At 32.2% G+C, this 15,003-nt stretch carries 15 protein-coding genes; 11 read left to right on the top strand and 4 right to left on the bottom strand.

Annotated features, from left to right (window positions below; translation table 11 throughout):
- Nucleotides 1–282: 282 nt before the first annotated feature.
- The 11 genes from OEW74_RS13850 (at nucleotide 283) to OEW74_RS13800 (ending at nucleotide 10,567) form a co-directional block, all read left to right on the top strand.
- The gene (locus tag OEW74_RS13850; RefSeq protein ID WP_265429039.1) at nucleotides 283–1,077 is read left to right on the top strand and encodes a sulfite exporter TauE/SafE family protein; all 795 of its coding nucleotides are present in this window, start codon (nucleotides 283–285) and stop codon (nucleotides 1,075–1,077) included.
- 137 nt (nucleotides 1,078–1,214) lie between these two features.
- Complete coding sequence (locus OEW74_RS13845) at nucleotides 1,215–2,636, top strand: MBL fold metallo-hydrolase (RefSeq protein WP_265429038.1); 1,422 nt, start codon at nucleotides 1,215–1,217, stop codon at nucleotides 2,634–2,636.
- A 39-nt stretch (nucleotides 2,637–2,675) separates the two neighbouring features.
- The gene (locus OEW74_RS13840; RefSeq protein WP_265429037.1) at nucleotides 2,676–3,299 is read left to right on the top strand and encodes a class I SAM-dependent methyltransferase; all 624 of its coding nucleotides are present in this window, start codon (nucleotides 2,676–2,678) and stop codon (nucleotides 3,297–3,299) included.
- Between the two features lie 8 nt (nucleotides 3,300–3,307).
- Nucleotides 3,308–3,871: a YeeE/YedE family protein gene (locus tag OEW74_RS13835; protein WP_265429036.1), complete on the top strand. Its 564-nt coding sequence runs from the start codon at nucleotides 3,308–3,310 to the stop codon at nucleotides 3,869–3,871.
- A gap of 15 nt (nucleotides 3,872–3,886) precedes the next feature.
- Entirely contained in the window at nucleotides 3,887–4,369 is a 483-nt protein-coding gene (locus OEW74_RS13830; protein ID WP_265429035.1) for a DUF6691 family protein, read from the top strand.
- Nucleotides 4,370–4,451: 82 nt separating this feature from the next.
- Nucleotides 4,452–5,444: an isoaspartyl peptidase/L-asparaginase family protein gene (locus tag OEW74_RS13825; protein WP_265429034.1), complete on the top strand. Its 993-nt coding sequence runs from the start codon at nucleotides 4,452–4,454 to the stop codon at nucleotides 5,442–5,444.
- A 111-nt stretch (nucleotides 5,445–5,555) separates the two neighbouring features.
- Entirely contained in the window at nucleotides 5,556–6,098 is a 543-nt protein-coding gene (locus OEW74_RS13820; RefSeq protein ID WP_265429033.1) for a hypothetical protein, read from the top strand.
- Between the two features lie 18 nt (nucleotides 6,099–6,116).
- A complete protein-coding gene (locus tag OEW74_RS13815; protein WP_265429032.1) occupies nucleotides 6,117–6,779 on the top strand; it encodes a copper homeostasis protein CutC in 663 nt (220 codons plus the stop codon).
- Between the two features lie 210 nt (nucleotides 6,780–6,989).
- Nucleotides 6,990–7,367 (top strand): GxxExxY protein, encoded by a 378-nt coding sequence (locus tag OEW74_RS13810; RefSeq protein WP_265429031.1) that lies wholly within the window; start codon nucleotides 6,990–6,992, stop codon nucleotides 7,365–7,367.
- Nucleotides 7,368–9,854: a beta-mannosidase gene (locus OEW74_RS13805; protein WP_265429030.1), complete on the top strand. Its 2,487-nt coding sequence runs from the start codon at nucleotides 7,368–7,370 to the stop codon at nucleotides 9,852–9,854.
- A gap of 221 nt (nucleotides 9,855–10,075) precedes the next feature.
- On the top strand, nucleotides 10,076–10,567 hold the full coding sequence (locus OEW74_RS13800; protein WP_265429029.1) for a DinB family protein: 492 nt from the start codon (nucleotides 10,076–10,078) through the stop codon (nucleotides 10,565–10,567).
- 307 nt (nucleotides 10,568–10,874) lie between these two features.
- On the opposite strand, the gene OEW74_RS13795 is transcribed toward OEW74_RS13800, so the two are convergent.
- The 4 genes from OEW74_RS13795 to OEW74_RS13780 all read right to left on the bottom strand — a co-directional run bounded on the left by OEW74_RS13795 (nucleotide 10,875) and on the right by OEW74_RS13780 (nucleotide 14,823).
- A complete protein-coding gene (locus OEW74_RS13795; protein WP_265429028.1) occupies nucleotides 10,875–11,825 on the bottom strand; it encodes a helix-turn-helix transcriptional regulator in 951 nt (316 codons plus the stop codon).
- Nucleotides 11,826–12,254: a peptidoglycan DD-metalloendopeptidase family protein gene (locus tag OEW74_RS13790; protein ID WP_265429027.1), complete on the bottom strand. Its 429-nt coding sequence runs from the start codon at nucleotides 12,252–12,254 to the stop codon at nucleotides 11,826–11,828.
- Complete coding sequence (locus OEW74_RS13785; RefSeq protein ID WP_265429042.1) at nucleotides 12,244–13,974, bottom strand: ABC transporter ATP-binding protein; 1,731 nt, start codon at nucleotides 13,972–13,974, stop codon at nucleotides 12,244–12,246. The genes OEW74_RS13790 and OEW74_RS13785 overlap by 11 nt, the downstream gene beginning before the upstream one ends.
- A gap of 168 nt (nucleotides 13,975–14,142) precedes the next feature.
- Nucleotides 14,143–14,823 (bottom strand): RusA family crossover junction endodeoxyribonuclease, encoded by a 681-nt coding sequence (locus tag OEW74_RS13780; RefSeq protein ID WP_265429026.1) that lies wholly within the window; start codon nucleotides 14,821–14,823, stop codon nucleotides 14,143–14,145.
- Nucleotides 14,824–15,003: the final 180 nt, after the last annotated feature.

The following is a 15,003-nucleotide window of genomic DNA, read 5'->3' as shown; positions in this document are numbered from 1 at the left end:
AACAGCTTGAAGATACCGGTAAATTGAAATTAGGAAGAAATAAAATCACCCTTTTGTAGATTCTTTGAATTGTATATTAAATTCTTAAAAAAATGAGTTAGTCTCACAACTCATTGATGTGGGTTCAGAATCGACTGTATGAAAATCATTCTCCGACAGGAGGTCGAGAAAAATCATAAAAAAAGCCCGTTTTCACTAGTTGTGAGACGGACTCTTCTTATGTAACAAAAGTAACTGTGCAGGTTTCTCTATATTCTCAATTTTGTATTATAAAGTTGAGAAATGGAAATTTTTGGATATGTTGCAGCAGTTTTAATTGGTGTTTCTTTAGGTTTAATAGGCGGTGGCGGTAGTATTTTTACTGTGCCTGTTTTGGTCTATCTTTTTGGAGTCGATGCTTTCTTGGCGACAGAATATTCGCTTTTTGTAGTCGGAATAAGCAGTTTAATAGGCTCTCTGTCTTATTTAAAAAACGGTTTGGTCGATTTGAGAACAGCTTTGATATTTGGTATTCCGTCAGTATTCTCTATTTTTTTTACCCGCTCTTTTTTGTTGCCCTTAATTCCGGATTCTATTTTTAGGATTGGAGATTTTATATTGACTAAAAATATTTTTTTACTCTTAATTTTTGCGGGTTTAATGATTATTGCTTCATATAAAATGATTAGGAAAAATAAAATGTCAGAGATTAAAAACACAAATTCAGAAAGAAATAATACTTTTTTAGCGGCGAGACAAGGTTCTGCTGTAGGATTTTTAACCGGATTGGTAGGAGCAAGCGGTGGTTTTATCATTATTCCTGCGCTTGTCAATTTTCTTAAAATGCCCATGAAAATTGCTGTCGGAACTTCTTTGGTTATCATATCTTTCAATTCTTTGATTGGTTTTTTCTCTTCATTAGATTCTCTAAAAACTGATTGGTCTTTTTTAGGAATTCTATCATTAATAGCTATTGTGGGAATTCTGATAGGAACCCAATTATCAAAAAAAATTAATGGTGAAAAACTGAAACCCGCATTTGGATGGTTTATCTTGGTGATGGGAGTGTATATTATTTTGAAAGAAATGGTTTTGTAAAATCCTTATGTAACAAAAGTGACTGTGGGTGGGAAAACATTTCCGGAATTTTGCAGTAACAAAAATATTTTTTAAAGCTTTTCTAATTTCTGAAAATCGAAATCTGAAAATTTTAAACAAAATTAAATAATTAACAGATGAAAATAGAACAAATATATACAGGATGTCTGGCTCAGGGTGCTTATTACATCGTTTCTGATGGGGAAGCAGCAATTATTGACCCTTTAAGAGAAACTCAACCTTACCTTGAAAGGTTGCAAAAAGATAATGTAAAACTGAAATACATTTTTGAAACCCATTTCCATGCAGATTTTGTGAGCGGTCATGTCGATTTAAGCAAAAAAACTAATGCTCCCATTGTTTACGGACCCACTGCACAGCCTGAATTCGAAGCGATTATCGCTGAAGACAATCAGATTTTTGAAATTGGTAAAATAAAAATTAGAGTACTTCACACTCCGGGACATACAATGGAAAGTTCTTGTTTTTTATTAATTGATGAAAAAGGAAAAGAAAAAGCTTTATTTAGTGGTGATACCTTGTTTTTAGGAGATGTTGGTCGTCCCGATTTGGCTCAGAAAGCTGAAAATATGACCAAGGAAGACTTGGCTGGATTTCTTTATGAAAGTTTATATCAAAAAATTCTTCCTTTAGATGATGATATTGTGGTGTATCCGGCTCATGGTGCAGGTTCTGCATGTGGAAAAAATATGCAGAAAGAAACCGAAGATACGTTAGGCAATCAGAAAAAAACAAATTATGCTTTAAATCAAAAAGATAAAGAAAGTTTTATAAAAGCGGTTACAGACGGGCTTCTTCCACCTCCTGCATATTTTGGAATGAATGTAGCGTTGAATAAAAAAGGCTATGAAAGCTATGATGAGGTTTTGTCTAAAGGGTTAAAAGCTCTTTCACCCAAAGAATTTGAGGAAATAGCAGAACATTCTGGAGCGCTTATTCTTGATAGCAGAAATAATGGCATCTTTGCAGAAGGCTTCGTTCCACAGTCGATAAATATTGGTTTAAATGGCGATTTTGCACCTTGGGTAGGCGCTTTGATTGTTGATGTAAAACAACCAATTTTATTAGTGACGGAAGAAGATAAAGAGGAAGAAACGCTAAAAAGATTGAGCAGAGTAGGTTTTGATAATGTATTGGGATTCTTAAAAGGTGGTTTTCAAACCTGGAAGGAAAATAACAAAGAAATAGACACTGTTCATCGAATTTCTGCCTCGCAATTTGAAACGGAAATCAAAAATAGTAATGCTAAAATTATTGATGTAAGAAAGGAAAGCGAATATCAGTCGGAACACGTTGAAGAAGCCTTCAACAAGCCCTTAGCATATATTAATGACTGGATTAACAAATTAAATTCTGAAGAGCATTTTTATCTACATTGTGCAGGTGGTTATCGCAGTATGATGGCTGCAAGTATTTTGCAAGCAAGAGGATACCGAAATTTTACTGAAATTGAAGGCGGTTTTGCAGCCATTGCAAAAACGGAAGTTTCTAAAACTAATTTTGTATGTCAAACTAAGGTTTTTCCTTATATTGAGTAAAACATAGGTAAATATTATTCTTAAAAACAATACGAAATAATGATAAATTTTGAAAAAAATAATTGTAAAGAACATTGGGAGAATGTATACGAAACAAAGAATCCAAATGAGGTAAGCTGGACACAAAAAATTCCCCAAACCTCTTTGAATCTTATTGAAGAAGTTTCAAAAGACAAATCTTCAAAAATAATAGATATTGGTGGCGGAGACAGTAATCTGGTAGATTTTTTACTTGAAAAAGGATTTACAAATATTTCCGTTTTGGATATTTCTGCAAAAGCATTAGAAAAAGCAAAAACAAGATTAGAGACTCAGGCTGAAAATGTAGATTGGCTTGTAACCGACGTCACAGAATTTAAAACTAATACAAAATATGATGTATGGCACGACAGAGCAGCTTTTCATTTTCTGACAACAGAAGAAGAAATTAAAAAATATGTTGAGATTGTAAGAAGCGCAGTTTCCGATACTTTGATTATAGGAACATTTTCTGTAAATGGTCCACAAAAATGCAGCGGTTTGCCAATTTCACAATATAATGAAGAAGGTCTGAAAAACATATTCTCAAAAGATTTTGAGCTTGTAAAATCTTTTACAGAAGACCATGTTACTCCATTTGGTACTGTTCAGAATTTTATTTTCTGTCAGTTTAAAAAGAAATAAATAAAAAAATGTTAGAAATTATAAAAGAGCCTTGGCCTTGGTATATTGCAGGCCCGCTCATTGGTCTTACCGTTCCTGCACTATTGATTTTAGGGAACAAATCTTTCGGAATCAGTTCGTCTTTAAGACATATTTGTGCAGCCTGTATTCCAGCCAATGTCAATTTCTTTAAATATGACTGGAAAAAAGAATCGTGGAATTTATTTTTCGTTTTAGGAATTTTTTTTGGTGGAATAATCACTGCAAATTTTTTGATAAATCCTGGAGATATTGTAGTAAATCCAAATCTAAAAGCAGAATTGGCAACCTACGGAATTACAGATTACAGCAATCTTGTACCCATACAATTGATGAATTTTGAAGCTTTATTATCATTAAAAGGTTTTATCATGATTGTTGTCGGCGGGTTTTTGGTAGGTTTCGGAACCCGATATGCGGGAGGTTGTACAAGCGGACACTCCATTATGGGACTTTCTAATCTTCAATGGCCTTCTTTGGTCGCTACAATTTGCTTTATGATTGGAGGTTTTTTTATGGCAAATGTAATCTTACCAATTATTCTTTCACTTTAATAAATATTAAAAAAAATGGAAAAAGAAAAAGACATCCGTCATCAAGATACAGTGTGTAGTAATGAAACTAATCTTCAGCATCGATGGTATTTTAGTTTCAAATATCTTTTAATGGGTATTTTATTCGGAATTGTTTTTGTAAAAGCGGAAGTGATTAGCTGGTTTAGAATTCAGGAAATGTTTAGATTGCAGTCGTTTCACATGTTTGGAGTTATCGGAATGGCTGTTGTTACAGGAATGATTTCTGTCTGGATTATTAAAAAATTTAACATTAAGACCATTCATGGTGAACCTATTACAATTGCTCCCAAAAAATTCAGTAAAGGTCAGATTTATGGCGGGTTGATTTTCGGATTTGGTTGGGCAATTACCGGAGCATGTCCCGGTCCTTTATTCGCACAAATAGGAACTGGAGTTTTAGTAGTAACGATTACTTTGTTGAGCGCCATTTTAGGAACTTGGGTTTACGGATATTTCAGAGAAAAGTTACCTCATTAATTTCTGTTTATACACTCTTTTTTGTAATCATTTTTTTACTGATGCAAATTTTTAGTAATTTAGAAAAATCTTAAACCTTACCATGAATAGCAGAAGGAAATTCCTAAAAAAATCAGCGCTCATTTCTTCAGCATTATTGCTAAATCCATTGGATTTGATTGCTAAAGACTCTTCAAAAAACAACAAAATAATTAATAAACCTATTGTACTTTCTACTTGGAATTTTGGTTTAAAAGCCAACGAAGAAGCCTGGAAAATCCTTGGGAAAGGAGGTCGCGCTTTAGATGCGGTTGAAAAAGGGGTACGCTTGGTAGAAGAAGACCCGGCTGAAAGAAGTGTTGGTTACGGAGGTCGCCCCGACAGAGACGGAAGAGTTACGCTCGATGCCTGTATTATGGATGAAAATTACAATATCGGTTCAGTAGCTTGTCTTGAAAATATCAAAAATCCAATTTCTGTGGCAAGAGCCGTGATGGAAAAAACTCCTCATGTTATGTTAGTAGGAGACGGAGCATTGCAGTTTGCTGTCTCTCAAGGTTTTAAAAAAGAAAATATTCTCACCGCAGAATCCGAAAAAGAATGGAAAGAATGGCTGAAAGACAGCAAATATCAGCCAATTGTTAATATTGAAAATCACGATACCATTGGGATGATTGCTTTGGATGCTCAAGGAAATCTTTCGGGAGCATGTACAACGAGCGGAATGGCTTTTAAAATGCACGGCAGAGTGGGAGATTCTCCAATTATTGGGGCAGGTTTATTTGTTGATAACGAAGTAGGTGCAGCAACAGCAACAGGTCATGGTGAAGAAGTCATCAGAACGGTGGGAACTCATCTCGTGGTTGAATTGATGAGACAGGGAAGAAACCCTCAACAGGCTTGTAAAGAAGCGGTTGAAAGAATTGTGACCATCACTAAAAAAAGAAATAAAAGTTTAAAAGATATTCAGGTTGGCTTTATTGCAATCAATAAAAAAGGTGAGTATGGTTCATATTGTATTCAAGACGGATTTAATTTTGCGGTTTACGACCAAAAAGGAAATCGTCTTGAAAAACCAGAATTTGCTTTAAAATAAAAAGTTAAACCTTAAATTTAAAGTATTTGCGAATCAATAGAAACGGGTTTTAACCCGTTTTATTTGGAATAAATCATTCATTCGGCTTTAGCCAAAACTTAAAAATGAAATATGAAAAATATTATTATCATTAGTTTTCTTTTAATAATAAGCTGCAGTGAGACTAAAAAGGAAGAAATTAAAATTAATAATCTCCCTAAAGGATCTATAGTAGAAAACAATACCAAAGATACCGCTGAAGCAAAAACCTGGTTGGTGAAAAGTATTGAAAGCTATTTTAATGCAGATATTTCTAATCAGGAAAATATAATGCAGAATATAACGACCAAAGATTATTATGAATTCAAAACAGATGCAACAAATGTTGATTTGGATGTTGATGGAAGTCTTACCTTAAAAGAATTTCAGCAAAAATGGAAGAATAAATTCAATACCGAAAATGTTGTTTTAAATACAGGTTTTCTCATTTCAGCACAAGATTGGATGAAGATTGAAGTGAAAAAATGCGACTTAAATGCAAGTCTTGAAAATGATTATAGTTTTTATGTAGAGTTGCAAGATACAGGATCTAAAGAGGTTTTTAAACGCATTATTAAGGTCACTAAAATCAAGAACAATTTCTTTATTGGAAATGTTTTAGAAAAAGTTAATTAAAAAATCAGAATAAAATATATGTTCTTAGAAATCGCCACATTTGATATCACTTCTGCCGAAATTGCGTTGAATTCTGTTGCCGACAGAATTGAATTTTGTGCAGACATCAATTCAGGAGGAATTACTCCCGACCTTGAAGAATTGAGATATTTAAAAGATAAATATTCTAAACCTATCCATGTAATGATTCGCCCGGTAGAAGGAGGTTTTTTATATACCGATTCAGAATTCAGGCAAATGCAGAAAAGCATCATCGAATTTTCTAAAGCCAATGCAGATGGTTTTGTTTTCGGGATTTTAGATGAAAACCAGGAAATTGATATTGAAAAAAATAAAATACTTATTGATTTAGCCAACGGAAAGACTTGTGTTTTTCACAGAGCAATCGACCGAACCAAAAATATTTTTGAATCGACTGAAAAGCTTATTGAATTAGGTTTTAAAGAAATCCTCACTTCCGGAGGTGAAAATTCTGCAATGGAAGGAAAAGAAAATTTAAAAAAATTGGTTGAGGATTATTCTGAAGATATCAAAATCTTAATTGGTGGTGGGGTTCGTTCCAATAATATTTCAGAATTGAAAAATGTAACTCATGGTCAATATTTTCATTCTTCAGCAGTGTTATCTTACGAATCTTTTGCTAATGCGGAAGAGATTAAAAAACTGAAAGTTAATATTTGAATTTTTTTAACGCAAAGTTTTAATGTAAATATGTTTAAAGTGAAGAAGCAAAGTATAGCGAACAAGTCGCTTAAGCGTGAAAATATTTTAGTTTAAGCATAAACATTTTTATACTCAAGCTTAGGCGACTTGTTCGCCACTCTTTGCTCCTTAAAATATTCATTAAGAAAGATAATCTTTGCGTTTAATTTTAAAAACACACAAAAACAAATGACTGAAAATGAATTATCTTATAAAATTATAGGTGCAGCTTTAGAAGTTCATAAAACTTTGGGTTCTGGTTTACTTGAAAGTGCTTATGAAGCTGCTTTGGCTTATGAATTAAAAGAACTTGGTTTGAAGGTTGAAAGGCAATTATTATTTCCTCTGAAATATAAAAATGAACTCATTGACAATGCTTATAGAATTGATTTAATGATAGAAAATAAAATAATTGTTGAGGTAAAATCTGTTGTAGAAATTCATCCAATTTTTTACTCTCAAGTTTTAACTTATTTAAAGCTAACTGATATAAAACTAGGTCTTCTCATTAATTTTAATACCCCACTTATCAAAGACGGGATCCATAGAATTGTAAATAAACTGTAAATGAACAAAACAATACTTTTTGCTTTACTTCTCATTCAAATATTAGTCAACGCACAATTTTCAGAACGAAATTTATCTTCTGAAAAATGGCAATTCAAAAACTCTAAAGAAAATAAATGGCTCACAGCTTCAGTGCCCGGGACGGTTCATTTGGATTTGATGAATAATAAACTTATTCCCGACCCTTACAAAGATGAAAACGAGAAAAAAGTACAGTGGGTTGAAAATGAAGATTGGGATTATCAGACGGTTTTTAAAATTTCCGCTAAAGAATTAGAAAATCAAAGTGCGGACTTGGTTTTTCATGGGCTGGATACGTTTTCTGAAATTTATATAAATGGAAAGTTGCTGAAGAAAACCGATAATATGTTCAGAACCTGGAAAATTCCGGTAAAAAATGATTTAAAAATTGGAAATAATATTTTACAAGTAAAATTTAAATCTTCAGTAAACGTTGGAAAAGAATTAGCGAAAAAAGTTCCGTTTACAATGCCTGAATCGCCTCGGAGCTTTGTGAGAAAAGCGCAATATCAGTTCGGTTGGGATTGGGGTCCAAGATTGGTTACCGCAGGAATTTGGAAGGACATAAAATTGAATTTCTGGAATCAGGCAAAAATTGAAAATATAAAAATAGAACAGAAAGCTTTAACAAAACAAAGAGCTGATTTAAATATTTACGCAGAAATTTTTGCTGAAAAAGAAGGGAAATATGTTTTTGCAACTGATAAAGAAAATCATGATATTGCCTTAAGGAAAGGCTTGAACAAAATATCAGTTCCGTTTAAAATTGAAAATCCACATCTATGGCAACCGAATGGATGGGGAAAAGCGATAATTTATGCACTTCAATTTTCATTAAAGAAAAATTCAGAGACGATTGACAGTAAAGAAGAAAGAATTGGACTAAGAACTGTAGAATTAGTTCAGGAAAATGACGAAAAAGGAAAATCTTTCTATTTTAAAGTTAATGGAAATCCGATGTATGCAAAGGGAACGAACTGGATTCCGTCTGACAGTTTTACACCGAGAATTACCAAAGAAAAGTATAAAAAACTCATCAAAGATTGCAAAGATGCGAATATGAACATGATTCGTGTTTGGGGTGGAGGAATTTATGAAGATGACGAATTTTACAAAGCCTGCGACGAAAACGGAATTTTGGTTTGGCAGGATTTTATGTTTGCGGGAAGTTTTTATCCGTCAGATGAAGATTTTTTGAATAATGTAAAAGAGGAAGTTAAAGATCAGGTTGACCGACTTCAAAATCATCCGTCAATTGCTTTGTGGTGTGGAAATAATGAAATTGATGAAGCCATTGTCAATTGGGGATATCAGAAGCAATTTAAATATTCAAAAGAAGATTCTTTGCAGGTTTGGAAAGATTATAAAAAGGTTTTCCATGAGGTAATTCCGAATGCAATCAATGAGTCTGCAACAAAAGACAAATCAATTTATTGGGAAAGTTCACCTTCCATTGGCTGGGGTCACAAAGAAAGCTTAACCGAAGGCGATTCTCATTATTGGGGCGTTTGGTGGGGTGAGTTTCCGTTTGAAATTTACAACGAAAAAGTTCCAAGATTTGCTTCAGAATATGGTTTTCAGGGAATGCCGAGTTTAGAAACCGTCAACTCTATGTTTTCAAAAAAATCGGATTTAAGTTTAGAAAATCCAACGATCAAAGCGCACGAAAAAAATGCAAGAGGATTTGAAATCATTCAGAAATACATGGAACGCGATTATGCAGTTCCGAAAGATTTTGTGAAATATAATTACGTTTCTCAGTTGCTTCAGGCTCGTGGAATGCAAATTGCGATTGAAGCACATCGCCGTGCAAAATCTTATAATATGGGAACTTTGTATTGGCAATTAAACGATTGTTGGCCTGTGATCTCTTGGTCATCGATCGATTATTTAGGAAATTGGAAAGCATTGCATTATCAGGTGAAAAGAAGTTTTGAAAATCAAGTGATTTTAACGGAAGAAAAAGAGGGATTTCTGGATTTTTATGGAATTAATGATGAGTTAGAAAAGTTCGAAGATGTAAAAGTAGAAATTCAGGTTGTTGATTTTAATGGAAAAATTTTAAATGATTTAACTACTATTCAGGATGGAAAAATACTCGACGGAATTGTGAAGTTTAATCATATAGAAATTAAAAACTTAATTAAATATTCCAATAAAAATGAAGTCTTTTTAAAATTGACCTTAAAAGATAAAGACAAAAAAATTACAGCCCAAAGCAATCATTTCTTCGCAAAACCAAAAGATTTAAAGCTTACAAAACCTGATATCAAAATCAAGAAAATCTCTGCAACAGAGATCGAAATTTCAACTAATGTTTTGGCGAAAGATATTTATTTAATGGGAGATACTCATTTTAGTGACAATTTTTTCGATTTACTTCCAAAAACTTCAAGAAAAATTACGCTTTCAAAACCATTGAAAAATGTTGAGGTAATGACTTTGTGGAATACGATGAATGAGTAAATAAAAAGACCGATTTTAAAAACCGGCCTAATTCAAATTTATCTACCTCTACATATTTACAGTTAAAACATTTGTGTATCGGATATCAATCTAACGTGAAAAATATGTATTTATTTTAAAAGTTTAAAACTTTTTTCAAACATCAAAATTCCTGCTGACAAACTGTTGTCATAAACTGCGATTACCTTTGTCTTAAGATTAACAACTTAAAACAAAAAATTATGACAACTACAGCAATCGCAAACCAACAGTTTATTTCTTCAGCACAAATTTTAGAACATTGGCAAGGTCACAGAAACCTTACAAGAAGGGTGATTGACGCATTTCCTGAAAAAGAATTATTTGAATTTTCAATAGGCGGAATGAGACCTTTTGCAAAACTAGCGGTAGAATTAATCAGCATTGCAGGTCCGGCTTTAAAGGGAATCGTAGAGCAGCAGGTAGAAAAATTTTCTGAGGAAGCATTTAAACCAAAAACAAAAGAAGAAATTCTTGCAAAATGGGATTCTGAAACGGAAGTGATTAACCAATATTTTAACCAGATTTGTGAAGAAAGATTCCAGGAAATGTTCAATTTATTTGGTGAATACGAATTTCCGGTGTATCAAAATATTCTATACTTTATTGATAATGAAGTGCATCACCGTGGTCAAGGGTATACTTATTTAAGAGCTTTAGGTATTGAGCCGCCTTTCTTCTGGGAAAGATTTTAAGCATCATTTAATCCTTTTATTTAAAACTTCTCTCGCAAATTTTGCAAATTAAGCAGATTTTATCTCCAATCATCTGTGAAAATTTGTGAAATCTGTGGGAGATTTTTTCATATTACTATTTGTGTATTCGTGGCAAAAAAGATAAACTTTAGTCCACAGAAATTATGATTATTTAATAGCTTTAGAGATTGAGTCTCTTTTCTTCTGGGAAAGATTTTAAACTTTTATTCCCACGGATTAAACAGATTACGACGAATCTTATTCTCAATCATCTGTGCATATCTGTGCCATCTGTGGGAAATTGATTTTATGAATTTTTCGAAAGTTTTTGAATCAACTCTTTCATTGTTATTTTTAAAGATTCAGGTTCAATAATTTCAGCATAATCAAAAAAAGTAATTAGCCAACGCGGAAATCCTTCTTTAATCCATTCGGTTTCAAAAGTCATTTCAACTCCTTTTTCGGTTTCTTTTTGTTCGATTAATCCGTAATAAATTTTTGAATTATTCAAATGTCCTGTAATTTTTTTATCAACTAAAAGTTTAACGATTGTTTTATTTCCGCTCGGAGTTTTTCTATAATCATTAATTTGCCCGTATTCCTGCAAATAAGGATCTTGAGTTTTTACAATGCTTAAAATACGATCTATTCTAAACTGTCTGTAATCATTCCTCAAGGTACAGTAAGCGATGATATACCAATAATGAAACTCAAAGAAAACACCTACAACTTCTATGGTTCTTGTAGAAATTTTATCATCAACGGTTTTATATCCTATCAAGATCTGATGTTTTTCGGCAATACTTTCCAGAATTGTTGGGATAATATTTTTTATCGTGTCTTCCGTTTTTGGATTGTAATTGTAAATATCAATCTGATTTTCAATATTCTGAATTAAATTTTTATCTGAATGTCTCAAAACAGAACGCAGCTTTTCCATCGCCGTTTGGTAATGATTTCCTAAACTTTCATGGGAAAACTTCTGCATTAATTTCTCAGCGGTGATAAAACTCAAAACCTCCTGTTTCGTAAACATAACAGGTGGAAGTTTGTAGCCATCCATCAAAGAATATCCATTTCCTGCTTCTCCAATAATAGGAATTCCGGCGTTTTCCAAAGTTTTTACATCACGGTAAATTGTTCTAATACTGACATCAAATTTTTTTGCCAAATCCTGAGCTCTTACAATAGGTTTTGATTGCAGCTGCGTGAGAATAGCCGTTACGCGGTCGATTTTTTTAAGGTAATGGTCGTTCATTTAATCAGACTTTGTACATTCTAAATCTACTTTAATCGATTCATCTTTTTTCCAAAATTGAAAACCTAAAAGATAAGAAGCATAGTATTCATCATAATTAGCCAATCCAAGTATTTGACTTTTTTCTACTGTATCATTCTCTTTTAACATTGTTTTAGACAAATTTGAGTAAATAAAAAAATTGTTTGTATCATTTTTTATAATGAGTGAATAATCTGAATCTGACTTAATGATTTTTGCAACTTTTCCATTCGAAATACTTATAACCTGATTACTTTCGGATTTAATTCTATTATTAGTTTCATCTTGATGACCATAAAAATTTGGCTTGTTTAATATAATTCTACCAGAGTTTAAAGGACAAGAATATTGTGAGAACATCCAACAATTAATATGTAAAAATAATACAATTAAAATTCTAATTTTCATCTTTATAACTTTTCACTAATCTGTCTAAATTCAAACTTCTCGCAGAAGCATCAAAAATCTCTCTGTAAGTTCCGTTCATCTGTACCAATTCATCATGAGTTCCGCTTTCTACGACGTGACCTTTTTTCATCACATAAATTTTATCTGAATCTAAGATCTGTGAAAGAGAGTGCGAAATAATCACAACGGTTCTTCCTGCTTTAATCGCATCTAAAGAGTTTTTAATTTGTTCAGTAGCAATTGCATCCAAACTCGCCGTTGGTTCATCAAGGAAAATAATGGGTGGATTTTTCAAAAATAATCTTGCAATCGCAATTCTCTGTTGTTGCCCACCTGAAAGTTGAGTCGCATCGTGTTGATATTTTTCAGGAAGATCTAAAATCTGTTCGTGGAGATATGCTTTTTTGGCTGCTTCTTCGATTTCTTCAAAACTCGCATTCATGTTTCCATAGCGAATGTTGTCTTCAATACTTCCTTGGAAAATATGATTTTTCTGTAAAACCAATCCCAAATCATCTCTTAAAAAAGTATTGTTGTAATTAGCTAAATCAATATTATCTAAAATAATTTCACCAGAATCGGGAAGATAAAACTTGCAGAGTAGATTGATAATAGTTGATTTTCCGGCTCCGCTTAATCCTACTAAAGCCGTAGTTTTTCCGTTTTCGATCATCATCGAAACATCATTCAATGCTTTAGTTCCGTTGGGATAAGTAAAATTAACATTTCTTAATTCAAAATTTCCTTTAATCTCGTTTTCTACAAAGTTTCCGTTCGGTTCAATTTCATCTTCAGCATTTAAAATATCAAAATAACCCTCGGCATAGATCATCGCATCATTCATATCGTCATAAATCCTGTGAAGCTGCCTGATTGGCGAAGAAACATTGTTGAAAAGCATGATGTGAAGCATGATGGCACCAATCGTCATTTGCTGGTCTAAAACCAAATAAACGGTCAGAAGAATAATTAAAACCACTCCAAACTGCTCGATAAAAGTTTTTAAACCGTCGTAAATAAAGTTGGTTTTTCGGGTAAACATTTGGCTGTCCATCAATTGCATCTGCAAATCGTACTGTTTTTTGCCTTCAAATTTTTCGCGGACAAAACTTTTAATTACCATGATGGAATTGATTAAATTTAAAAGTCCTGAAGTTTTCTGTTCACGCTGATTTCTTAAAGTTCGTCTTACTCCGCCCAATTTTTTTGCCTGTAACGAACTGATGTAAAAATAAATAGGAACAATGATCGTAGAAACTAATCCTACATACACGTTTTGCAAATACATAATAATCAAAGCAATAAATGCATTTGAAAATAGCGGAAGCATGTCAATAAAAAAGTTTTGAACAAGTCTTGTAAGGCTTTCAATTCCACGATCGATCCTTATTTGAAGTTTTCCGGATTCGTGGTTTTCATCATTAAAATAAGCAACCCTATACGTAAGAATTTTGTCGATTGCTGATTGAGCTAAAACCGAACTTACATTAATTCTGATTTTTTCACCATAAAATTTCTGCCCGAAATTGATGAAGATATTCAGTAATTCCTTTCCCAATAAAATAATAGAAATAATAATCAGAATATGAATTCCCTCGCTCATCGGATGTGGAAGACGCGTCAGTTTTGTCACTTCATCCACCGTATATTTTAAAACTAAAGGATTCACTTGGGCTGCCAAAGCACCGAGAAAAGTAAGAAACAAAGTTCCGTAAATCATCGGTCGGTAAGGCTTTATAAATGGAATTAACTGTTTGTAAATTCCAAATAAAGTCACTGTTCTGTTAAAAGGTTTTGCCATGATTTGGTTTAAAAGAAAAACGTACCATTTCTGAGAGAAAAGGTACGTTTTATTATTAAATTTTAAAAGCATCTAAGTTAGAATATTCTATTTATCAAGCTTTAGTAAACCTCCCCAACTCAAATGTTCGCCTTTTAAAATTATATTTTTACTTGTATTTATATCACTTTTTGAAATTCTAATATGTATATAACTTTCAAGAAATTTTGTTTTAATTTTTATTAACTCTAAATGATCAATGTTTTTATCATCAATTTTTATAAGTTCTTTTAATGCATCTAACGTCAATTTAGCCATATTATCTAAATCTTTATCTCTTATATTATTAAGCACAAAAACTAATTTAATACAGAGCTTATCATTTAAAGATAAACCAGTTTGCTTTCCATAAGGAGAATTTAAAAACTGTTTCTTAAATTCGTTTTTGAAAGCCGTTTTTGTTTGCCTTGTTAAAGGAGTAATTCTAACTGGAAAATTTGATATTGGTAGTTTATCATCACAAATCTTGCAGTGGCTTTGCAATAAAAAGCTGACTTTCTGTGTCTCATTTAAAAAAAGTCTTTTTTCATGTTCTTTTGTGTCAAATCCCAAAAAATTAACGTTATTTAAAGTAATCCATCCTGTAATTTCTTCTTCTTCCTCAATTGAAGAATCATTTTGATCATAACTTTTATTTTTACTTTTATTAAAAAGTAAAAATAATTCTTCACGAAGATTTGTTAAATTGTCTGAATTATCTTTAATTATTTTTAAAATTTGTTTTTTCAATTTGATTAGGGTTTTTAGATTTTATAGATGTAATTTTGAATAGTTCTTAAATCTATTTTAATCATAAAATGTAAGTGTCTCTAAAAAAATTACCCCTCAAAAACATAGGTTGTCAAGTAATGCAATTCAGATCTACTTGCTGCTTTAGAATCTGCTTCTGCCTGTTCCAAAGAATAGTTT

The sequence above is a fragment of the Chryseobacterium sp. YIM B08800 genome, assembly GCF_026163565.1.
Lineage (GTDB): Bacteria > Bacteroidota > Bacteroidia > Flavobacteriales > Weeksellaceae > Chryseobacterium.
Note: the sequence above shows the minus strand (reverse complement) of the source record. Positions and strands in the feature narration are given on the sequence as shown.